21 protein-coding genes are annotated in these 22726 nt (G+C 40.1%); 13 read left to right on the top strand and 8 right to left on the bottom strand.

The window, feature by feature from the left end:
- The first annotated feature begins 212 nt into the window (after positions 1 to 212).
- The 3 genes from I6E83_RS13575 (at position 213) to I6E83_RS13565 (ending at position 5998) form a co-directional block, all read left to right on the top strand.
- Complete coding sequence (locus I6E83_RS13575) at positions 213 to 2720, top strand: CoA transferase (RefSeq protein WP_197102632.1); 2508 nt, start codon at positions 213 to 215, stop codon at positions 2718 to 2720.
- Between the two features lie 160 nt (positions 2721 to 2880).
- Positions 2881 to 4527, top strand: coding sequence for a BCCT family transporter (locus I6E83_RS13570; protein WP_197102631.1), 1647 nt, complete (start codon positions 2881 to 2883; stop codon positions 4525 to 4527).
- A 574-nt stretch (positions 4528 to 5101) separates the two neighbouring features.
- Positions 5102 to 5998, top strand: a complete 897-nt coding sequence (locus I6E83_RS13565; RefSeq protein WP_197102629.1) for a 3-hydroxyacyl-CoA dehydrogenase — start codon at positions 5102 to 5104, stop codon at positions 5996 to 5998.
- Positions 5999 to 6236: 238 nt separating this feature from the next.
- Here the strand turns inward: I6E83_RS13565 and I6E83_RS13560 are convergent, their stop codons facing one another.
- On the bottom strand, positions 6237 to 6458 hold the full coding sequence (locus I6E83_RS13560; RefSeq protein WP_197102627.1) for a hypothetical protein: 222 nt from the start codon (positions 6456 to 6458) through the stop codon (positions 6237 to 6239).
- A gap of 217 nt (positions 6459 to 6675) precedes the next feature.
- Positions 6676 to 7812, bottom strand: coding sequence for an alkene reductase (locus tag I6E83_RS13555; protein ID WP_197102625.1), 1137 nt, complete (start codon positions 7810 to 7812; stop codon positions 6676 to 6678).
- Between the two features lie 173 nt (positions 7813 to 7985).
- Between I6E83_RS13555 and I6E83_RS13550 the strand changes: the two genes are divergently transcribed.
- Positions 7986 to 8870, top strand: a complete 885-nt coding sequence (locus I6E83_RS13550; RefSeq protein ID WP_197102623.1) for a LysR family transcriptional regulator — start codon at positions 7986 to 7988, stop codon at positions 8868 to 8870.
- 224 nt (positions 8871 to 9094) lie between these two features.
- Here I6E83_RS13550 and I6E83_RS13545 read toward each other — a convergent pair whose 3' ends face one another.
- Positions 9095 to 9400, bottom strand: coding sequence for a putative quinol monooxygenase (locus I6E83_RS13545; protein ID WP_197102621.1), 306 nt, complete (start codon positions 9398 to 9400; stop codon positions 9095 to 9097).
- 852 nt (positions 9401 to 10252) lie between these two features.
- Between I6E83_RS13545 and I6E83_RS13540 the strand changes: the two genes are divergently transcribed.
- The gene (locus I6E83_RS13540) at positions 10253 to 12067 is read left to right on the top strand and encodes an NAD(P)/FAD-dependent oxidoreductase (RefSeq protein WP_197102619.1); all 1815 of its coding nucleotides are present in this window, start codon (positions 10253 to 10255) and stop codon (positions 12065 to 12067) included.
- A gap of 337 nt (positions 12068 to 12404) precedes the next feature.
- Positions 12405 to 13121, top strand: a complete 717-nt coding sequence (locus tag I6E83_RS13535; RefSeq protein WP_197102617.1) for a 3'-5' exonuclease — start codon at positions 12405 to 12407, stop codon at positions 13119 to 13121.
- 481 nt (positions 13122 to 13602) lie between these two features.
- On the opposite strand, the gene I6E83_RS13530 is transcribed toward I6E83_RS13535, so the two are convergent.
- The gene (locus I6E83_RS13530) at positions 13603 to 13863 is read right to left on the bottom strand and encodes a hypothetical protein (RefSeq protein ID WP_197102615.1); all 261 of its coding nucleotides are present in this window, start codon (positions 13861 to 13863) and stop codon (positions 13603 to 13605) included.
- A gap of 298 nt (positions 13864 to 14161) precedes the next feature.
- Here I6E83_RS13530 and I6E83_RS14890 point away from each other — a divergent pair, with 298 nt between their 5' ends.
- Together I6E83_RS14890 and I6E83_RS14885 are read left to right on the top strand one after the other, a co-directional pair.
- On the top strand, positions 14162 to 14494 hold the full coding sequence (locus tag I6E83_RS14890; RefSeq protein WP_265091223.1) for a GNAT family N-acetyltransferase: 333 nt from the start codon (positions 14162 to 14164) through the stop codon (positions 14492 to 14494).
- Complete coding sequence (locus I6E83_RS14885; RefSeq protein WP_265091222.1) at positions 14475 to 14663, top strand: GNAT family N-acetyltransferase; 189 nt, start codon at positions 14475 to 14477, stop codon at positions 14661 to 14663. Before I6E83_RS14890 ends, I6E83_RS14885 begins: the two co-directional genes overlap by 20 nt.
- Before the next feature lie 340 nt (positions 14664 to 15003).
- Here the strand turns inward: I6E83_RS14885 and I6E83_RS13520 are convergent, their stop codons facing one another.
- The gene (locus I6E83_RS13520; protein ID WP_194196758.1) at positions 15004 to 15228 is read right to left on the bottom strand and encodes a hypothetical protein; all 225 of its coding nucleotides are present in this window, start codon (positions 15226 to 15228) and stop codon (positions 15004 to 15006) included.
- A 233-nt stretch (positions 15229 to 15461) separates the two neighbouring features.
- On the bottom strand, positions 15462 to 16355 hold the full coding sequence (locus I6E83_RS13515; RefSeq protein WP_197102613.1) for a LysR family transcriptional regulator: 894 nt from the start codon (positions 16353 to 16355) through the stop codon (positions 15462 to 15464).
- 168 nt (positions 16356 to 16523) lie between these two features.
- Here I6E83_RS13515 and I6E83_RS13510 point away from each other — a divergent pair, with 168 nt between their 5' ends.
- Complete coding sequence (locus tag I6E83_RS13510; RefSeq protein ID WP_197102611.1) at positions 16524 to 17501, top strand: zinc-dependent alcohol dehydrogenase family protein; 978 nt, start codon at positions 16524 to 16526, stop codon at positions 17499 to 17501.
- Between the two features lie 168 nt (positions 17502 to 17669).
- Here I6E83_RS13510 and I6E83_RS13505 read toward each other — a convergent pair whose 3' ends face one another.
- Positions 17670 to 18287 carry a trimeric intracellular cation channel family protein gene (locus I6E83_RS13505; RefSeq protein WP_197102609.1) on the bottom strand — a complete coding sequence of 206 codons (618 nt, stop codon included), beginning with the start codon at positions 18285 to 18287 and terminating at the stop codon, positions 17670 to 17672.
- Positions 18288 to 18731: 444 nt separating this feature from the next.
- Between I6E83_RS13505 and I6E83_RS13500 the strand changes: the two genes are divergently transcribed.
- Together I6E83_RS13500 and I6E83_RS13495 are read left to right on the top strand one after the other, a co-directional pair.
- Positions 18732 to 19715: a hypothetical protein gene (locus tag I6E83_RS13500; protein ID WP_197102607.1), complete on the top strand. Its 984-nt coding sequence runs from the start codon at positions 18732 to 18734 to the stop codon at positions 19713 to 19715.
- A 30-nt stretch (positions 19716 to 19745) separates the two neighbouring features.
- Complete coding sequence (locus I6E83_RS13495) at positions 19746 to 19952, top strand: hypothetical protein (RefSeq protein WP_197102605.1); 207 nt, start codon at positions 19746 to 19748, stop codon at positions 19950 to 19952.
- 519 nt (positions 19953 to 20471) lie between these two features.
- Here I6E83_RS13495 and I6E83_RS13490 read toward each other — a convergent pair.
- The gene (locus I6E83_RS13490; protein ID WP_197102603.1) at positions 20472 to 21110 is read right to left on the bottom strand and encodes a LysE family translocator; all 639 of its coding nucleotides are present in this window, start codon (positions 21108 to 21110) and stop codon (positions 20472 to 20474) included.
- A gap of 328 nt (positions 21111 to 21438) precedes the next feature.
- On the opposite strand from I6E83_RS13490, the gene I6E83_RS13485 reads away from it, so the two are divergent.
- Both I6E83_RS13485 and I6E83_RS13480 read left to right on the top strand, forming a co-directional pair.
- Positions 21439 to 21801 (top strand): hypothetical protein, encoded by a 363-nt coding sequence (locus I6E83_RS13485; RefSeq protein ID WP_110923362.1) that lies wholly within the window; start codon positions 21439 to 21441, stop codon positions 21799 to 21801.
- Positions 21802 to 21922: 121 nt separating this feature from the next.
- Positions 21923 to 22270, top strand: coding sequence for a hypothetical protein (locus I6E83_RS13480; RefSeq protein WP_110923361.1), 348 nt, complete (start codon positions 21923 to 21925; stop codon positions 22268 to 22270).
- The last annotated feature ends 456 nt before the right edge of the window (positions 22271 to 22726 follow it).

The raw sequence follows: 22726 nt of genomic DNA, 5'->3' as shown, positions 1-22726 counted from the left end.
TAGCCTTTAAGAACACTACATTATAAAGGCGCTACATTATAAAGCCCTTACCTTTTAAGCGCACTGCATAATCAGTGCGCTTAAAAGCAGTCGTTTGTATTCAAAAAATGCTGCTTGCTTCTGACTCTCTCCATTAGTGGACGACTGGCAAGTGCTCTGACTGAATTCTAATTTTTCATAGTCGTACCATAAAATTCTAAGGATAGATAACTATGCGAGAAACTTTTGAATTGCCATTACTGGGTGTCAAAGTCATCGATTTTGGTCAATATATTGCCGGTCCCGCTGTCGGTATGATGCTTGGCGACTTAGGCGCAACCGTGGTTCATATAGATCCGCCATCAGGCCCAAAGTGGCACAGTCCAGCCAATGCGGTATTGAATCGCAACAAATTGATGTTAACACTCGATCTTAAGACGGATGAAGGCTTGGCACAAGCTAGACAATTAATTTTAGAAAGTGACATCGTTATCGAAGGCTTTCGCCCTGGAAAAATGGCAGAAATGGGATTAGATTTGGTTGCGCTACGAGAAGAGCGGCCGCAGCTGATCACGCTGTCCATCCCTGGATTTGCATCGAATGACGAAAATCGCCGTGAGTTACGTGCCTATGAAAGCATTGTGGCAGCGAGCTCGGGCGTGTTTACTGACATGGGTTTAAACCGTGTGCTCATGGGCATCAATCCCTCGTTCTCACCCCTACCACTACCCTCTGCTTATGGCGCCATGCTGGCAGGCTCTTCCGTTGTTTTTGCACTACAAGCACGTGAAAACACAGGACTTGGCGACGCTATTGAAGTTCCGCTTGCTGCGGCTGTGATGGAAGGCCTTTGTTACAACTCAATCGATATCGAAAACCTACCTGAACGCTATTTGACCCAACGTGAAGTTGAGATTCAACGTCGCCGCGTTGAAGGTATTCCCATGAATATGGACTACGAAGCGTTGCAAGAACTGCTAGATCCTTTTTACCGCAGTTACATGTGTAAAGATGGCCGTATGTTTTACGTGGTATGCCCTAGCCATAAGCATCACGCCAAGCGTTGTTTGCAAGTATTGGGGTTATACGACGAATTACTTGAGGAAGGATTGACTGAGGAGGAAGACACTTATTTGCCTTCTAGTCAGTGGACATCTGATACATCACTTGGGGTTTATCCCATGCCAAAACATTGGGCAGATCGTATTGCCGAAAAAATGAAAGTGGCATTTTTATTACGTACGTCAAAAGAGTGGCAGAAGATTTTTGGGAAACGCGGCATACCTGGTGCACCGCAGCGTTGGCTACAAGAATGGATTCATGATGATCATGCAGAAACAACAGGACTCATGATTGAAGTTGATGATCCCACTTATGGCAAGATGATTCAGCCAGGCCCAATTGTGTGGTTAGAAGAATGTGGCGAGTTGATGTTACAACCAAAAGCACCGCAGCCTATCGACTTTGATGGCGCATTAAAAAGACTAAAGGCGATCAAAACCAAGTTGCCTTCAATCGATAATGTTGATGAAAAGAGTGGTTGGTTAGAAGGTATTAAAGTACTTGATCTTTGCAATGTCATTGCAGGCCCGCATTCGGCCTGTTATTTGGCGCGTTTTGGTGCAGAAGTTATTAAGCTTGATTCTGCCTCTCCGTTGTACGACAGCTGGAATACTGTCATTTATGGTATGTCTCAAATGGTCGGCAAACGCTCCATACTTGCGGATATCAGTAAAGGCACAGGACGAGAAGTGTTTGAGAAGTTGGTTCGTTCCGTTGACGTTATTGTTTGGAATGCCACAGACACACAAATCAAAAAAATGGGCTTGGATACTGAAGGCTTAAAAGCCTTAAATCCTGACGCTATATTTTGCAAGCTTGATTGTTTTAGTGGTGTCCGTAAGGGTCCGAGTAGTGACTTCATAGGCTATGACGATGTGGTACAAGCATCTACCGGCATCATGTTGCGTTGCGGCGGTGCTATGGATACTCCTGAAGAGCACGCACACGTTGGTACCATTGATGTCATGTGCGGCTTTGGCGGTGCCATGAGTATTGGTGTGGCGCTCTATCAAAAATATCGTACAGGCCGCATTGGACGTGGTCGTACTTCATTGGTCGCCAATAGCGCCCTACTACAAATCCCCTATTGTTATGATTTTGAAAAACGCGGGTTATTCAATGAGCCATCAGGTCGAGAAACCAACGGCCATGATGAATTGACGCGCTTTTACTATACCTCTTCAGGGAACTACTTGTTATTAAACGCGTATGAAATTGATGTAAAAAACTTCGAAAACGTTGAAGACTTACAAGGTTTCAGTGAGTTGGACAAAAGTGAACGTGCGGCATTCTTGTCTAATATTTTTCAAAAAGCGCCTGCTCATGACTGGGTAGAACGTCTGCAAGCTGCCGATATTGCGGCTGTCGTCTGTGCGGATATCAATGCATTACGTGCTGAATACAGCCGCACAGCAGATGGCACACCAGGTACTGACAATGGTAGTTATTCTTTCTCAATTTATGAAGATCATCCAAGTGGCCATACAGTGACTCAGCTTGATCCTTATGCTATTCGTCCGTCGAACAGCATCGTGTATGCACTCTCTAGACCTGAAAAATTTGGACAATCCACCCGTCAGATCATGCTAGAACTTGGCTATAGCGAGACAGACATTGATGCCAGTATTGCCGGTGGCGATTTGAGTGATAGTTGGAGTCAAGAGTTTTTACCAAGTTAAATGAGGCAGTGTCATCAGTTGGAGTACCCTGCTAACCATGATGCAAGTTGGTTGGTATCTGGCTGATGACACGCCCTGAATGATAGGGGTTAAGCTGCTTGAAGGACGGTGCAGCTTGATGCTCATTTGAACAAAAGGAAAACCATCTAAAGGATTAGATATGAAAAATAGCAGCAGAAAACCTTTAACTAAATTGCCGATTAAAGTGGCGACAAAAGGTTTTTATGAAGGGTTTAATAAAGACGTTACGATTACCGCTAAAATATTACTGGGTCTGCTCATTGTTTGGGCTGTCATCTTTCCTAATAATTCAACGACGATATTAGGGTCGATCAATACTTTCTTACTCAATCACTTTTCGACATGGTATATCTTATGTGTCGCCTTTTTCTTGATTTTAGCGTTGATTCTGGCCGTTGTCCCGCGTTATGGGAGGTTGATTTTAGGGGACACCGGAGATAAACCTGAGTTCTCCAACTTTTCATGGTTTTCGATGATTTTCGGTGCTGGTATCGGTGTTGGTATGTTGACTTTTGCGACCGCAGAGCCGATGTATCACTTTGCCAATAACCCTGAAGTGATCAAAGGGTTAGCAACGGGCTCTGGTGCCGACAATGTACGATATGCCTATAAATGGGCCTTTCTACATTGGGGATTCAGCGCATGGATCTGTTATTCCTTAGTCGGATTATCGATGGCCTATTTTTCGTTTCGACGTAAATTACCTCTAACCATTCGCTCAGGTCTTGCGCCATTATTCGGCCAAAAACTATCAGGTAAGCTCGGTAATACCATTGACATCGTTGCCGTTATTGCCACTATCTTGGGCGTTGCGCAGACATTAGGGTTTGGGGTTGAGCAATTCGTTTCTAGTATGTACCGTGTTGGTTTGGGCGATTGGTTGATGAATGCTGATGGCACGTCATCAACGGCAGCCATTATCGTTGCACTGGTTGTTATCGTTGGCATAGCAACCCTATCTGCACTTTCTGGGCTAGGTAAAGGGGTAAAATGGCTGTCTAATATCAACATGGGGTTGAGTCTTATTCTGTTTGCCTTTTTCTTAATATTCGGTTCGACCTTCTTTGGTTTACAATCCTTTTTCTTAGGTGTGTTTGACTATGTCGTCGCACTTCCCGAGCTGCTATTTACGGTTTGGCAGCCAGATGGTACGGTGGTCGGTGACACACTTGCCACATGGCAAAAAGACTGGTCTGTGTTTTATTGGGCATGGTGGATTGCTTTTGGTCCTTTTGTTGGTGTTTTCTTTGCTCGCATTTCACGTGGTCGTAGTATTCGGACTTATTTATTCGGTACCGTTATCCTACCTGCTCTGATGTGTTTTATTTGGTTTTCAATGGTGGGTGGAACCGCGATTGACTTAACGCTAGGTGGCACCAACGCCATCTCAAGCGTGGGTCAAGAATCTCAATTATTGGCAATGCTTGATGTGATGCTATCACCAGGTTTTGCTTGGATAATGGCAATTTTAGTTCTGGTCTTACTATTGACCTACTTAGTCACGACTTTAGATTCGGCAATTTTAGTTATCAACACCATCAATTCAGGTGGTAACGAGGGTCCAAAAGGCCGCCCACATATTATCTTTTGGGGCGTAATATTGGCATTGGTTGTTGGGGTGCTGCTGGTAAGCGGAGGATTGGGTGCGATTAAAACGGCGATGGTTATTGGTGCCTTACCCTTTAGTTTTGTGATGGTACTAATGGGAATATCGCTGGTCAAAGCCATTCTTTATGATACCAGTCCGGCTAGGCTAGAGACGATAGATCCGGTCGACGAACCATAACCTAGCTATGTACACAAACGACACACAGCAAGGAGGTAAAGTAAGCGCAACGCTAAATGATAGCGAGTGAACCGCCCTGAGATTGTTGGAAACTCAATATTCTGAGAGAATACGACAATTCTAGGGCGACTCATTATTGATTACTTATCATTACCTAGTAGCAAGTAACACTACCACCTACTTCCATTTCCACATTGTCTTGATAGAAAACCACTAATATATAACTCACTACCCATACCTATACTTTCCTTTCTGTCACAACCTCATCGACAATACTTTGACATCAGTAGTCATTAAAAATGTCATTATACTATCAAAACAGCTTTCCATCATCGTACAATAATCAGGTGTAAACCTATAATTAATAACAGTAAGTTATTGAATTATTTAACAATATAAGAAGTCAAGTGGTATGAACTAATCTGATGCTTACATACCGATATTTTTGGGTTCTCTTTAATATTTTTATAAAAATGAAGGTTGAATAATGAGGTAAAACAATCTAATAATAGGTCTATAAGTTCTAGACATTTATCTAGCAACTTATATCCACTACTATTAGGAAATAAATACAATGACGTATAAAAATGTAACTGTCGCTGGAAGCGGCATCCTAGGCTACCAAATTGCTTTTCAAGCAGCATTTCATGGTTTTAATGTTAGTGTCTATGACATCAATGATGAGGTTTTAGAAAAAGCAAAGTCAAAATTTCAATTGATGTGCAAGGCTTTTCGAAAGGATTTGAGGGCAACTCAAGAGCAGTTGGACATGGCCTTTGACAATCTGAGCTATACCTCAGACTTAGCAGAAGCGGTCAAAGATGCTGACCTAATGATTGAAGCCATTCCCGAAATTCCTGACATTAAAATCGAATTTTATGAAAAGCTTGCCAAATTAGCGCCAGAGAAGACCATCTTTGCGACCAATACCTCAACCTTACTTCCTAGCCAGTTTGCGGAATCAACGGGACGACCTGCACAGTTTTTAGCGCTCCATTTTGCCAATAAGATTTGGATGCATAATGTCGCTGAAATTATGGGACATCCTGGCACGGATCCTAAGGTATTTGATGACGTGGTTGCTTTTGCTACTGCCATCGGTATGGTGGCAATGCCGCTTCACAAAGAACAACCTGGCTACATAATGAACAGTTTATTGGCGCCCTTTATAGATGCAGGTCTACAATTACTAGCCAAAGAGGTTGCAGACCCGCATACAATAGATAAGACATGGATGATAGTGACTGGTGCGCCTGTAGGACCATTTGGCATCTTGGATACTATCGGTATAAACACGGCCTACAACATCACTAAGCTAGCCGCTGAAACGACTCAAAACCCTGCAAGATTAAAGGCCGCTAAATACCTAAAAGAGCAGATGATTGATCAAAATAAAATGGGTGCCGCAACTGGAGAAGGATTTTATACTTATCCAAACCCTGCCTTTATGCAACCTGACTTTTTGAAATAAAAAACCGCTCTTTATTTATGAGAGTTTGTTAGCATGACTTTTATGTTAAATGCTTAGAAAGCTCACATAACTTATAAAACCAAAAAGACCTTCAAGCAATTGAAGGTCTTTTTTAATGTGCGGAAGAGTAACCCTACTATCAGGTTTGTATAACCAAGCTTTGGAGTTCATTAGAGGTTCGTTAGAAATCAGCTTGGTAAACACAAGTATTGCGGTAAATACGCTATGCAAAGAACCATTATTTTCCTCTTCTTAGCATATCAATCAGCTTGCCTGCTAGCGGGAATGACACCAGCTGTGTCAAGGGCACGAGTATGATGGTTTCGATTAATACTACCACTGGTAGGCTTAAACCTTGAGTCACAGGCTTCAATAACGTCAATACAATCAAGAGCGTTGGATAAAGTCCGACATACCCTACTAATATGCGTATCAGTCTGTCTTTGGAATTCTGATTCATGGCATGATACCGATTGATGATTAAGCCTCTGCTTATATAAAAGCATTAAGTTTATAAATAGAGATAAGGCCATCAATGGCCTTATCTCATTCACTGTTTAAGTGCTTCACTATTATTAATGTAGTTGATTCAGTTTAAAAGAGAGTCAAGGCAACCGAGTGCAGATGTAACTGTGGTACTTCAAGCGAGGTTAACGCTGTCACTCTTTTATCGAGGATTAACGATAGTAAGGATAATCACTATAGCCAACATCAGTACCACCATACATAGTGGCAGGGTCTGCCTCATTCAATGGCCAGTTATTAGCAATACGCTCGGGTAAATCTGGATTAGCGATAAAAGGACGACCAAACGCGAATAAATCACCGTAGCCTTTTTCTAAAATGTTCACAGCTTTTTGTACCGTATACTTGCCAGCATAAATAATACGGCCTGAAAATCCTTCTCTGACCGCTTGATAAAAAGTGTCTGGTAAATCAGGCGCATTGTCCCAATCGGCTTCGGCTATGGACAAGTAAGCAATGCCAGCTTGCTCAAGGACTTTAATCGCTTCAATATACGTATGATGGGGATCTGACTCTACCAAGCCTAAGTACACACGTGTCTCAGTGGTACTGGCAAATAGTGGCGCAAAACGCACGCCCAAACGATCAGCACCAACCACATCGCTGACAGCGGCTACTATCTCTTTTAAGAAGCGCAAACGATTGGTCAACGACCCACCATATTGGTCATCACGTGTGTTGCTATGTTCAGAAATAAACTGATTCACCAGATAACCATTGGCACAATGCAACTCTACCCCATCAAAACCCGCTTCCAATGCATTGCGCGCAGCGGCCGCATACATACTTACCAGTTCACCAACTTCATCGGTACTGAGGGCACGCGGAGCGCTTGGATCGGCCAATGCACCTTCACCCGGACTTGTTTCAATAAATACCTTTACATTATCAGCAGTAATATCAGACGGCCCTACAGGCTGAGCACCATTAGGCTGCAAGCTGGTGTGAGAGACACGGCCCACGTGCCAAAGCTGAGCAAAAATAATACCGCCTTTGTCATGTACTGCTTGCGTGACTTTTTTCCAGCCTTCAACTTGGGCTGGTGAATGAATACCTGGCGTCCAAGCATAGCCCTGGCCTCTTGGTTCAATCTGCGTACCTTCAGTCACCATAAAACCTGCTGTAGCACGCTGTGCATAATAGCTGGCCATTAAGTCATTAGGGATATTGTCAGGTTGCGTGCTACGAGAGCGTGTCAACGGTGGCATTACGATGCGGTTTTTGAGTGTATAAGGCCCAAGTGCTACAGAGGAAAATAGTGTATTTGTGTTTAGAATGGTTTGTGTCATAGAGGTCTCTTTTAAAGCAGCTGATGGCTTATTATTGAATGTATTTGGCCTGTTTTGATGCTTAATAGCTCATTTAGTGGCTACTTAAGCAATGTTAGTCAGCATAGCGTTTTGAGGGTACAATTAGAAACAACCACTTATTGTTTAAGATACAACTATTAATGGTATGCATTATGAATGGAATGAATCGGCTCGACATTAAGCAACTTAGAGTATTACAGGCGCTGCTTGATCTAAAAAACTTGTCACAAGTCGCACGCAAAATGGGGCTGACCCAACAAGCCATCAGTGAGCAACTGCGTAAGTTACGTGAGGTGTTTGATGATCGCCTGTTTATTCGTCAAGGCAATAGCATGGTGGCAACGCCAAAGGCGCTATCGATGGAGCAATCCCTTAACGATATACTAAAACAGTTGGAAGATTTGTTAGAGCCAGAGATTTTTATGCCGCACACATACAAAGGCATATTTACGATTAGTGCGACTGACTATGCGACGCAGGCATTGTTACCGCAATTGTTTAATATTACGCGACGCGATGCACCAGATCTAAAGCTGATCGTCCGTGACTTTGCCTCAGACAATATCAATCAACTTATTGCAGCAGGCGAGCTTGATTTGCTGATTACCTTCCCCGAATTTATCCCTGATAACTTATCGTATGTGACTCTATTTGAAGAACAGCATTTATGCATTACCAGCTATGAAAATAAAATTCCAACAGAGGCATTAACACTGGCGCAAGTGGCTGCTCATCCTCAACTAGTAGTATCGCCTTCGCGTGCTAATTTACGCGGCTCTCATGATCAATGGTTTGCAGAAAAGGGTCTAAAACGAAATATTGTGATGTCGGTGCCTAGCTTTTCAGCCGTACCAGATATTTTGCATACGACCGATATGATTGCGTTTTATCCTTCGCGGTTATTGCCGAATAGTAAGGTCAAAGAGCTTGAAGTTGAAGCATTGCCGCCTACTTTTAAAGTCATCGCGGCATGGCATCCACGTACTAGCGACAGTGGTATACATCGTTGGTTGATTGAGCAGTTGAGAAATCTATAGTAAGTAATGATAGCGATAGCCAATTTTGACCGATCCCTTTTTTAATTTGTGTTAATTCGTACCTATTTTCTGGTAACAAGTCACTATTCTGAATGTTTTAGCCTTACCCATATATCCAGAGAAGGTAATAGCTAATGACAACAACCTTCTCTAAAACTAAAAAAGCCTTTTAAGCCGTATAAATCATAGCTTAAAAGACTTTTTCAGTCTGCGCTTTTTAAAACTTACGAGATAATGGTCATTTCATTTATAACAAATTCATCGATCATCCCGTCTGTTGCTGTTACATAGTTTTGAAAATGCGGGCTTTCTACATGCTTCTGCAACAGCTCATTGTTTTCCCAAATCTCATAAAAGATAAAGCCATTACTATTCGTATTGTCTTGATGCAGGTCATATTGGATACAACCTTGATCAGTTTGTGAAGCTGCTGTTAGCTTGAGAAGCTCTAATTTTACTTGTTCGACGTGCTCAGGCTTGGCTTTGACAGTGGCAACGATGGTGAGCGGTTTGTTCGCTTGTGTGTTCATAAGTTTTTCCTATTTTTAAGTATTATAATTATTTCAAATAAATCTAAGCAGCTTTAACGTATCCACGCAAAACATTAAATCAGACTTGTAAATTTAAGCGATTATTTGACGCTTTATACAGGCTGGACTTCTAATAATTTTTTGCCATTTGCTTGACGATTTTCCAATGTATGTCGCGTAATACGTAAGTGCTCGGTTGTTATAGTATCAAGAAAGTGAATGTTGATATGTTATATAATTTATAAGATAAATCACATAACGTTATCTCAAGATTGAGAGCATCAATGATATAGGAGCATGCTCAAAACAACTCTAATTTTACCTATGATTTTCCTACATGATGCTGCAAAAATCAGTGTTTGGATACGATCCTGAAATTAGAACATTTATTAAAAAGATATATCAAAGTCGATGATTTCTTCAATTGATGTGTGAGGGGAAGTGACCATCTCCAAGCTATCGCACATAGGTATCATGGGGTACTTTCACTAATCCCATGCGACATAATGACCCCTGACCTATTATAAGATTCAAACAACACCCTTTTTTCGCTCGGCAAGTACATTATCTTAGGGTGTTTGAGAGAACAACCATACACCATAATTGACAACATCTGTTTATAACAGATATAGTCTTTACGGACTATCACTCTTCTAAAGAGACACCGTCTTTACAGACTATGCTTTTTCTCAAGTATAGTGATTTTCTTTTTTGAGATAACACTCAATAATATCAATCAGTTAGACTTTTAATTCACTTCTTAAAGCATGCTATTTGGTATTTTGTGAGTTTTTACTGCTGCACATGGAGTTCGGCGGTAGAGTAATAAACATAACCAGGGAGAGGAATTTTATGACTGCTCAAAAATCAGACCATACGTTATCCGCAAGCCAACAAGTCACTAATTGGCTACAAGGTTTCGATCAAACCCTACGTACCAAAAACATCGACAAAGCCGCTGAATTCTTTGAAAAAGAAGGCTACTGGCGTGACTTAGTTTCTTTTACTTGGAATATCAAAACGCTAGAGGGACAAGATGAAATCAAAGAAATGCTTTCGCATACCTTAGAGACCACTGAGCCATACGACTGGCAACTTGATGGAGATGCGGTAGAAAACGATGGCGTAATAGAAGCTTGGATCTCTTTTAAGACCAAAGTATCGAAAGGCTATGGACATTTACGACTGCGTAATGGCAAAGCTTGGACATTACTGACCACGATGACCGAGCTCAAAGACTTCCCCGAAAAGCGCAAAAAGTTACGCTCAAAAGGGGCTGAACACGGTGCAGATCCTAATCGTTTAACGTGGCAGGAAAAGCGTGAGCTTGAAGAGAAAAACCTTGGTTATAGCGAGCAACCTTATTGCTTGGTTATTGGTGGCGGACAAGGTGGAATCGGTCTAGGAGCTCGCTTACGACAACTAGAAGTTCCTACCATTGTCATTGATAAGCAGCCGAGAGCTGGTGACACATGGCGCAACCGTTATAAATCATTATGTTTGCACGATCCTGTATGGTACGACCACATGCCATATCTTCCTTTCCCTGACAACTGGCCAGTATTTACACCAAAAGACAAGGTGGGTGACTGGTTAGAGATGTACACTAAGATTATGGAACTAAACTATTGGAGCTCAACTGAATGTGTCAGTGCGGCCTTTGATGAAAAGCTACAGCAATGGAATGTAGAGGTTGATAGAGCGGGTGAACGTTTAGTATTACATCCTAAACAGTTGGTTTTAGCGACAGGTATGTCCGGATTACCAAACATTCCTGAAATTAAAGGGGCGAAGGACTTTGCTGGAGAGCAACATCATTCTAGCCAGCATCCAGGTGGTGAAGCATATCGAGATAAAAAGTGTGTTGTCTTAGGTGCTAATAACTCGTCGCATGATATTTGTGCTGCCCTATGGGAAAATGGCGCAGACGTCACTATGATACAGCGCTCATCAACGCATATTATTAAATCTAATACGCTAATGGATGAAGTGTTAGGTGGTTTGTACTCAGAAGAAGCCGTTGAAAACGGAATAACTACCTATAAAGCAGATCTGACTTTTGGTTCCATTCCTTTCAAAATCATGCCGGAATTTCATGAGCCTGTATATCGCAAAGTAGCAGAGATAGACGCTGATTTTTATAAGAGGCTAACCGATGCAGGTTTTATGCTCGACTTTGGTGAAGATCACACTGGTCTATTTATGAAATACTTACGTCGAGGTTCTGGTTACTATATCGATGTAGGTGCCTCTGAGCTTGTCGCAGAAGGCAAAATAAAGCTCAAACCCAATGTAAGTATTGATCATATCAAACCCAAATCGGTCGTACTAACTGACGGTACAGAGCTAGAGGCTGATTTGATTGTGTATGCCACTGGGTTTGGTTCTATGAACGGCTGGGCTGCAAAAATAATCTCCCAAGAAGTAGCAGATAAAGTTGGTAAGTGTTGGGGAATGGGCTCAGATACTGCTAAAGATTCAGGCCCTTGGGAAGGCGAGTTGAGAAACATGTGGAAACCGACACAACAAGAAGCATTATGGTTCCATGGTGGAAACTTGCACCAGTCTCGACATTACTCTCAATACTTATCACTACAAATTAAAGCCCGAATGGAAGGTTTAGAGACACCGGTATATGGCCTGCAAGAAGTGCATCACTTAGAGTAAATCAAACGTTGCCAGAGTCAGTTCAACTCATAAAAAAAGTAAATACAATACCCATACTGGTTAGATTCAGTATGGGTATTTCTTCAGTCCAGCCATCTTTACGGTTGTCTTTGCACAGGCATATCACTTCTTTATTAATAATCTCGTATGTATTAGAACCGCCAAGACTGGTATAGTTAGCGATTATTTATGCAGCAAGCAATCTAATCAATTATCGCTGTTAGCAATTGATATTTTAGCTTGTTAATGGCTAGCAACTCTCTTAGTCATTGTTATCAATGTCAAAGCTTTTACGCCTTTACCACTCACATCTAGCACCAAACTATAAACGGACACTATGACCACATATATACTCGACACCGAAACCACAGGTCTTGTTGAACCTCACATGACTGAAGCCGCCTACTCTATTATTGACATAAATAATGGTAACGTAGAGGTAATCCAGGAACCAAGATCTAAGCGCTTTAATCCTCTAAAAGAAATCAGTTTAGGGTCTATGGCTGTATCACATATATGTGAAGAAGACGTCATGAATGAGCCACCTCATACTGACTTTAGATTGCCTAGTAGTGTTGAATATTTGATTGGTCATAATATTGATTATGATATGGGCGTTCTAAAAAATGCGGGCGTGACCCATACCCCTAAATTAATCTGTACCAATGCAATGTCCAATCATCTCCTTCCTACTCTTGAGAGTCATAAACTGGTATCCTTGCTCTATCATTTCCACCGAGATGTAGCACGTGCTCAAGCAAAGCATGCACACGCTGCTATTTATGATATTTACTTTACTCAACTGGTACTTGGCAGCCTAATTGACTTAGCAAATAGCCAAGGTCATGTCATCACTGATGTAGAGAGCCTATATACCTTTAGTCAAATGGCACGCATACCCACGCATTTGAGTTTTGGTAAGTTTAAGGGTGAGGCTATTGCAGATTTAGTTACCCATTCGGATGGTGCTGGGTATTTAAAGTGGCTGCTCAAACAGGATACGGTAGATACGTATTTGGCTGAAGCTTGTAAGCAGGCATTAGCATCAGTATAAAGCCCTATAAATGATTATTGACCCAGTATAAAAAGCTGAGCTATAGTTAATCCTTTATAAAAGAGAGACAGCGTCAACCTCGCTTGATGCATCCCATATACATCTACAATTGGTTGCCTTGTCTCTCTTTTAAACTGAATCAACGATATGAATGTTACCTTACCTTAGATAATGTGACTAACATTGTAGCTGAGCCCCTGCAAAGAGCATTCTCAGGTAGATTGGGTTGATATCGCTTTCGAGTTTGATTTTAGTGACCAGCCGCATCTGATTCGTTATCTCAAGCATCAAATCGGCACAACACCTAAGAAATATGTGTCAAAAAGAGGTTTTACCATTGATATCTATGGTGGCGTCAGCTCGTCGTAGATAGCCTTGAATTTTCTACCAATGACTTACTTATTGCTCACATTAACTATAATCACAGTGCATATTTGGCATGATGCGACGTATATTTTAGGCAATAAAAAACCCGCAGTCGCTAGCAGGTCTTTTTGATAGAAGTTGCTTCTTTCTGTGTTATTTCCCTTATCTTAATGGGTACAGCGTACAACCATTCCATTCCAGCATCACAATAAAAACATTCATTTTCAAACTTTACGATATAAGCTGTAAAATCATTACCATTTAAATAAGTGATTGCCTGTCGGTCGTTCTCATCAGTGACAGCACACCATATTTTTTCGTAACCACGCTTCAGCATGGCTCGCGCTAAATTACTCCCTGTTAGTTCATTATCCACTATACATTTTTCATCTCCTAACCGTGAATTTATAAAGCCTTTACAGTTATAGCAAATAAATAATACTTTTTATACTTTTTTTAAATACATACTTCTACTTGATACCTATCGTACTCGTCTATTTTCTGTCATTCAAACGAATGATTTTTTGAATGGAAGCCATTTGTTATAACGTCTGTTATACGATTCGATGAAGGAGCTTTGGCCTTCGACAATTTCGGGATTGTTTAGAAACCTCAGATGATGTATTTTTTGCTACGCTGTAGTACTATCCTAACATTCAACTATGGAGTGCTACATGTTTTTTACACGTAAGGCAAACCAGACCGATGTATCAGATATTGCTAATATACACTTTGAAAGTTGGAATGCTACGTATTCGGAGCTTTTACCCAAAATGTATAGAGACAAGGAAAATAACTTATCTCAAAAAATGGAGATGTGGGGGAAAGTATTACCTAGCTCTGGTGTGAACACATGGATAGCATATGATGCTGATAATACCACTGTAGGATTTATTTCTTACTTTAAGAAAGATTACAAGTGTGAAATAACCACTCTATATCTTCTACCGCAATATCAAAATTTAGGGATAGGTACTAAGTTAATGAATGAACGCAGCTCTAATTGATGCTTTTCAGTGTAATAGCTGCTCTAGTCTATCTTTATGGGTTTTACAAACCAATCTATCTGCGATTAATTTCTATGAAAAATTTGGTTTTGAGTCTGACGGCCAATGTCATGAAGAGCTATACGAAGGCACTAAAATAACAGATGTCAGAATGATAAAACTACTCTAATATCTGTTATTTTGAGTATATCTATGTCGAACCAGTCATGCGCCTTCACCGGTTTGGTAACCTAGTGAGGACTTGAATCTACGGCCCTATGTGCAAATGACACCAATAGTTTGAATTGTTGAGATAGTAGTAAGGTACTTCACAATATACATAACGTTAATACTTTAAGGTTAAAGAGAGTTACTTTTGATTTAGTATTTGATATTCATCTTTGTCACTATACGTCAGTACCCAACAGAGACTGACCAAAATAAAAACGTCAGGTCTAGTGTTCATGCTCTGACGTTTAAAGCGGGCGAAAAGATGACACTGATTGATAATGTGGTTGTGGAATAAGTGTTTAGTTCATTTGAGTCCCTGTCACGCTTGTTTTTACCTGCATGATTAGTGATAAGCAATAAAGGATTACTGCTAAGGCTAAAAAAATAAAAGTCAGAGGTAAAAACAAGCTGTCTTGAAGCACGCCATCAGAAGCAATGCCACCGTAAAATAAGCTTTCCATCAGCCCAGACATTCCAGCAAGGGCTAGCATAATTGAGCCACTGATAAATAATTTAGATGTCATGAAAGCTCCATAGGCTGATATTTAAGAGTAATAAGTCATTTTAAATTTAGAAGCATTCATCAAATCATGAGTGCCTAGGCATGTATCGTATATGAAATAATCTGCGGATTGGGCGCGCTCCTATTTTTTCATAAACTATTCATACTCGGTCTTTAAGAACATCAACCTTCATGAAAGTAAATTTAGCAGTCATCGACTATAAAAATTTGTGCGATCAAGCTGTAGACCCAAACTCAAATCGCTATCATGTGCTCTACCAAAAAATCTAAAAAAACGCGTGTTTTTGGTGAGACCATATCTCGCTTTAAATAAATAGCGTAAGTAGCACTAAGTTCTTCATAGGGACTAAAAACATGATCTGGCATGACTCGAACCAATGACCCGTTCGCCAATTCACTTTTAACAGCCCACAATGGGATTAGCGTCAGACCTGTATGATTCAATACCAGCTGCTTCTGACCATTCACTGAGTTCACTGAAACCTGACTATTAATCATCAACTTTTTACGATCTTCTTCTATCAAAAACCACTCTTTCCAACCGTTATAACCATATCGGATACATTGGTGATCAGCTAGATCATCAATGCTACGAGGCGTGCCATTATTTTTTAAATATTGGGGGCTTGCACACAGTAGAAAATCATTAAATACCAAGCGTCGGGCAATCATGGTCGAATCAGATAAGCGTCCACTTCGAATAGCCACGTCAATATTTTCTTCTATAAGATCTACAACCCGCTCTGTTAACTCAATTTTTATATCAATATCTGGATATAACGACATAAATTTCGGTATCAATGGTAATACCATACTTTCACCAAAACCGACTGTCATGCTTATTTTAAGCTTACCCTGTGGCGTTATTTGTAAGTCATTAACAGCTCTTTTGGCATTATCAAACTCTGACACAATTCGCTGAGAGTATTCGTAATATTTGTGCCCCGCTTCAGTCAAACTGGTGTTTCTGGTCGTTTTATTGAGTAGACGTACCCCCAACTCTTTCTCAAGCACTGCTAACTGCCGTGAAATGGAAGACGGCTGTACATCAAAGATGCGGCTGGCCTCTGAAATGCTACCGGTTTCGACAACACTATTAAAATATGCCAATCGATTTATTGAGCTCATTGCCACTCCTCTATTAAGTTGATAGGTATTCCATTTAACTGTAACCATGGCTTGCTCAAAAAGCAAAAGTAATTTGTTTACTGGGTAATGGTTTGCTGGATTAGCAACGCCTAAACTGATTGTCCTGAAACAAACAATAAGACATTCACACCAGTAAAGGGTAATAACATGAAAGCGATGATTATTAAAGAAATCGGTACAACTGCAGTTTTTCAATTGGCAGAAAAACCAAAACCAACGGCAACACTAGGTCATATGGTTGTGGCAGTGAAAGCCACTAGTGTGAACCCTATTGATACCATGCTGCGCTCAGTCGAGCTGCCTTGGTCGGAGGATTTGCCAGAGATACTACACGGTGATGTAGCTGGTATTGTGAGCGAGATAGGTGCCGGCGTCACTGAATTTAGTGTTGGTGACGAAGTTTACGGTATGGCTGGTGGTCTCAACGGTACTGATGGTGCACTTGCTGAATTCATGTTAGTTGATGTGCGTTTAATGGCTAAAAAACCTAAAACACTCAGTATGAAGCAAGCCGCAGCCCTACCGTTGGTCGCACTCACTTCTTATGAGGCACTCGTACAAAAAATGAATGTCAAAGAAGGCGATAACATCTTGATTCATGGTGCAACAGGGGGCGTTGGTCATATTGCCGTTCAGCTAGCAAAAGTACTTGGCGCGACAGTCACCGCTACCTACTCTCCTGCTAATAGTGCATTAGCACAAACACTAGGCGCGGATCATCTAGTGGATTATACAACAGCGGAGGTTGATGATTATGTGGCGACGTATACTAACGGCGTGGGTTTCGACAAAATTTTCGATACGGTAGCTGGTGATAATATACAAAAATCTTTTCAAGCCGTTAGATTCAATGGCCATGTCGCCACTATTTTACCCATTGCGGATCCATTGCAAGTTGCTCTCAAAGCCTTATCCTTTCACGGTGTTTTGGTGCTCATTCCATTATTTCATGGCATCAACCATGAATCGCACGGTCGTATCCTGACAATGATTGCAAAGCTGGTTGATACTGGCAAAATCACGCCTATCATAGATGATAGTAACTACTCTATTTGGGAGGTAGCGCGCGCGCATGACCATCTTGAATCAGGTAAAGCAGTGGGTAAAATTACGCTCACTCTATAGTAGTATTAGGGCGTGTCCTCATTTTGAACATGACGATAAAAATGAGATAAATCGCAGTCAAACTGTATTAAATAGCTGTGTTAAAAATGAGATGTTCACAGGTGGTAATGACTCTCTAAAATAACACAGCTCGCTCGTAGACATTCTTATAACGGTGGGTCCACTATTTTATTTAGAAGTTTCTAACAAATGGAATACGGGTAATCGCCACTTTGCTCTAACCGCTGCCATACGGATTAAATAACCAGCAACCAAACTAACAATGACACTAATATTGCTACTAACAGTAAAATACTGGAGTGTTAAATATAAACACGCAACGATCAAAGAAACTGAAGCGTATAACTCATGATGCAAAACTAATGGAGTTTGGCGACATATTAAATCACGCAGCAACCCGCCAAAAACGCCTGTTACAATGGCAGCAACCACACAAACACCATAGTGAAGTCCCATGTTAAGCCCTACTTGGCAACCAATAATGCTAAAGGCCGCTAACCCCAAAGCATCCAAACGCATAAAAACACCATTAAATTTAACAACCCATCTCGCCAACCAGGTCGTTATAAGCCCAGCCACACAAACAATTAATAAATACTCAGGATGTTCTACCCAAGTTAAGGGATAATTACCAAGCAGGATATCTCTTATACTACCACCACCTATCGCTGTTACACTCGCGATAAGCATAACGCCAAACCAATCCATATTTTGTCGTCCCGCACTTAATGCACCTGTCATTGCCTCTGCTGTAATACCAATAATGTAAACTATACTCAAAAGCATGGAATACTCACCTTAAATCTATCTGATAGTGTAAATGAGGGGAGATTGTAAAGATAAATCTGATGTATTACGAATGATAATTTGAATCGTTTTGCAAGCATCGAGTACTACTCTATTTTAGCAACGGGAAATCAAAAAATAATGCAACGTTATTGTCATTTTATATGCAAAAGCACTGCTTCTCCCAAGCATAAAACGCAGCTTATGCCTAATCATCAAATTTTCATAAACAAGTAAAAAGGTTACTGAATAGACACGGTCACAGGCTTTGAACTCCACTATCCTAGTGCCCTGACTTAGATCCCATCTAGAAAAAATGGGTACAAACCAATATTCCACACCAAGAATGGATAATGGTTTTCTTAAATTGCCAAATGATATCGGCTGTACTGAATTTATTATGGATTGCCTATATAACAATCTTCTGAAGGACTAAAAATTATTATGAGAAAAACGTTACTGCTCAGCATACTGATATTAAGTCTGACTGCGTGCCAGAACACCAATAAGCAGAGCCTCGAGACAACAACGGTTTTACAAAAAAACCTACCTACAACAACCGTAACCGATAAATATACTAACAATATAACTGGCGATTACGTCACAGACGGCTATACAAAGCGTAACGAGGGTTACGACTGGTTTGCGATCAGCGTACGTGATGCTGGTCCAGACACTATTAGTTTGTCTATTCGTTCTCGCATAGACAAAAAGAAACCTACTTGTACATTAGACACCGTACTTCATAAAGCTAATGATGGACGGTATCAGTTTTGGGTAGATAATAACCCCGTCTATTTGCGCTTTGATGACAATAGCTTATCCATTGAAGGCGAAAAATCCCATCTACAAAAAACAGCTTTTTATTGTAGCGGCGGTGCAACGCTTGGTGGCGTATATCAAAAATTAAGCGATACGCTGGATACTCGACAATTGGATAACTCGCAATACGCTACATCACTCAACTATGGTGATTTTTCTACTCAAGTGACCAGTACCTCTGACGGCAATGGTGGTTATATCTTGCAGATTCAGCCCATGGGTGAAGACATTATCGAGCGATCAATTAGCGATCCTGTTGTTAGTGCTGATGTGGGTGATATGAATGGCGATGGATATCATGACATTCTGGTATTCACTCAAAGTGTGGGTAGCGGCTCATATGGTGACGTGATTGCTTATTCGAGCAATAAAGGGCTGTCATGGCGTGAAGTCTCTTATCCAGAGCTGACTGATAAACTCAAACAAGGTTATATGGGTCATGATGCGTTTGCATTGGTTGAGAATGTATTGGTTAGACGTTTCCCACTCTATTTAGAAAACGATAGCAATGCCAATCCACAAAGTAAAACACGCCAAATTCAGTATCATATTATAGATGGTGAGGCTTCTCGTCAGTTTGTGATTGACACAGTTAACGAATTTTAAGTATTCCTTAAAGGTTTACTGGGTCATAGAATGGAACAAGTGCTATATAAAAACTTTGAAATACAGTTAATTTTAGCATTAACTGTATTCACGACTGCCTGTAAAAATATGAACTTTATTCAAACTACAGCTATTAATACTGTATTTGAAGAAACGCAAAAAGACAGGAAATGGGATGAGCAAGCTAAAGTATTTGCGCATACTTATGCATTTCCAACATATCTTGAAAGTAAATAAGAGAGAAGACCTGTGAAAAAAATAACCAAAATGCAAATGGTAACGATAGTTGCCATACTCCTATATATTGTATGGGAAATTTATATCGATATATGGTCTAAAACACAAGTTGGGGCAATAATAAGAGTAGATGTTTTCATTATTTATCCAGTTTTAATAGCTTTAATTATTATTTCAATCAAACAATATATAAAAAATAAGCGAAGCAATCATAGATAAAGAAGCTTAAGAACAGTGCTCGATGACATATTAATCTTTTCTTTTTGACGCCTACTGTTTCAAATAAGATATGTCGCATGCTTACCCTTCATATTGCTAACGGAGCGTCTTCTTCCAGTGCTTTAAAACATTACTTCAAACAAAATCAGCTTGATGGGACAAACGAAGTGTTAGTGGTATTTTGATGACTATTTCAATAGCTTAATCAGACCACCCTAAACCGACTTTTTCCGCTAAAAAAAATTATCATAACGTGTGTTTATGGGAGCAGTCGGCTGTTTTGAGTGCTCATTTACTCTTTTAGCCAGTAGGTGATTTCTGTCTTAACATGCTGAGGGCAAATAAACCAAGTACCGTACCTGATACCCATCTTTGTGCAAGCATTACAGAGGGTTTTTTAACTATCGTATTTTTGATTGTAGAAGCACTGAGTACAATAAGTCCATTAACTGTAATAGCTATCACTATTTGAACCATACCTAACTGTATAAATTGACTAAAAGTAGAGCCGTTGGCTGGATCAATGAATTGTGGAATGAGAGCTGCATACATCAGTGCAATTTTAGGGTTTAATAAATTAGTGACGAATCCCATTGAAAACAAGTTTAGGGGTGAGTGAGGTTTAAGCTCTTCAGCTACAAATAGTGATTTACCTTTCGGTTTAATCATGTTCCAAGCTAAGTAACCTAAATATATAGCACCTGAAATTCTTATAATGTCATACATTATTGGAATTGCTTTAAACAAGGTAGCTAAGCCGATAGCTGAGGCAATCATATAGAATAAAAACCCTGCCCCAATGCCTGCTAGAGATATCATTCCTGCAATACGTCCTTGTGATATAGATCTTGAAACCAGATACATCATATTTGGTCCGGGAGACAAAACAATTCCCAATGCTATTAGGAATACAGCAAATAAACTTGTACTCGTCACCATATCTATTCCTTACAAATTTAGTTTGATACTTATCAAAGCTAAGTTTATCACTATAGGACAACCAAAATATTTGATTTTCTTAAACATAGGGTTGTTGTAACAAGGGCGATACCCTAGTGAGGACTTGAATCTCTGGCTGTAGGTTAATGGTATCAGTATCTTGAGTTATTTAGGTAGTCGCGGTGTACTTGGTAATGTACATCATGTGAGATTTTCGAAAAAAAATTATCTCTAAGATTTGTTATAACGAACCTAATTTCCACTTGAGCTATCCATAAAATTATGAAATTTTACTAATGAACTAGCTCTAAAAGAGAGGAGAAGAGAAATGAATTTAAATAATCGCGAAAAATTAGCACTACTGAATAATTTTGAAATCGACTTCGAGTATGGTGATGTTACGCTTTTGGATAATTTCGATTACTTTTTGATTTTTAATAAAGAAACATTCTCTAGAAATACAGACTTTGTAGCAAAGGTATATGATAAAGCAGGTAATTATGTATTAACTATCCCATTTCCCGAGGTTGAAATGCATTATCAAAAGCTTAAGCTTATATTTAGCTGGTGTTGGGAAGTTGAACGTGGAGTTAGGATAGTATTCAATGCAGATGATAGATACATGTGGGATTTCTGGTATGAATTTGATTTAATAAGTCGTAAATACACTAATTGTAATAGAGCTTATTAATGTTAAATCCTGTTCGGTGCGCTATACAGGAGTCGAACTACTCATGTTAGATATGGATTGCATGATTACGAAATCGATAGCATAGGTTATTATTAAGCAACTTATTACAAAGGTAGTAACTATGTCAGTCTTTTCCACAAGTTATATAACAAGTCCTGAAGAGGGTGATGAGTGTATATCTTTCGATTATAGTGAGTTCGCTGGTAGAGGGTTTATTAAGCTTCTGGAAGAAGCAATATTGGATCCATATCCAGAAATTTTTAATAAAATAATTGATAGTAAATGTGTTGAATTCTTTCCATATCACGAATTCTATCGATTGGATAGGAATGAAATTAAGCTGGTGATAAAGAAAATAGATGAGTACTTAATTAAAAATACAGCTGATAGCAAAGCAGAGGTCTATGCAAAAGACATCTGGGAAAAAGGTTTACGCACTGAATTGATTAAAAACTACCTTTCTAACTAAATTTATCTAAAAGCACCGCTACATCAAGTGAAATAAGGCTTTCACGAATTTCACCATTCCTTCTTCTCAGCAGCAGCAGCAGCAGCAGCAGCAGCAGCAGCAGCAGCAGCAGTGACTTTGAACAACATCAGCCATTTCAACAAGTGCCCTCTTACTATCTCAAAAAATTAAACTCTTGATAGCAATATTATAGAGTCGGATGTTCAAGTTCTCACTAAGGAACCGAAGCAGTGAAAGTACCTGACTGGTTCGATATAGGCATACCCTAGCGGAACTAGCTATTTCACTCTTCAAACCTATTAACAGACCACTCAAAACAGACCAATATAATGGAACCACTTAAAATAGACTACGGATACTCCCTCTAACCGCCCAATCAAGTATGCTCTGACAGCATTAAACAGCGGATCAATCTACTGCCTATATAAATCCACATAGTTATTTGGCAATATCGCT

This window comes from Psychrobacter sp. SZ93C1 (assembly GCF_015864635.1).
Lineage (GTDB): Bacteria > Pseudomonadota > Gammaproteobacteria > Pseudomonadales > Moraxellaceae > Psychrobacter > Psychrobacter fozii.
The sequence above is the reverse complement of the archived record's forward strand: the minus strand, read 5'-3'. Positions and strand labels throughout refer to the sequence as shown.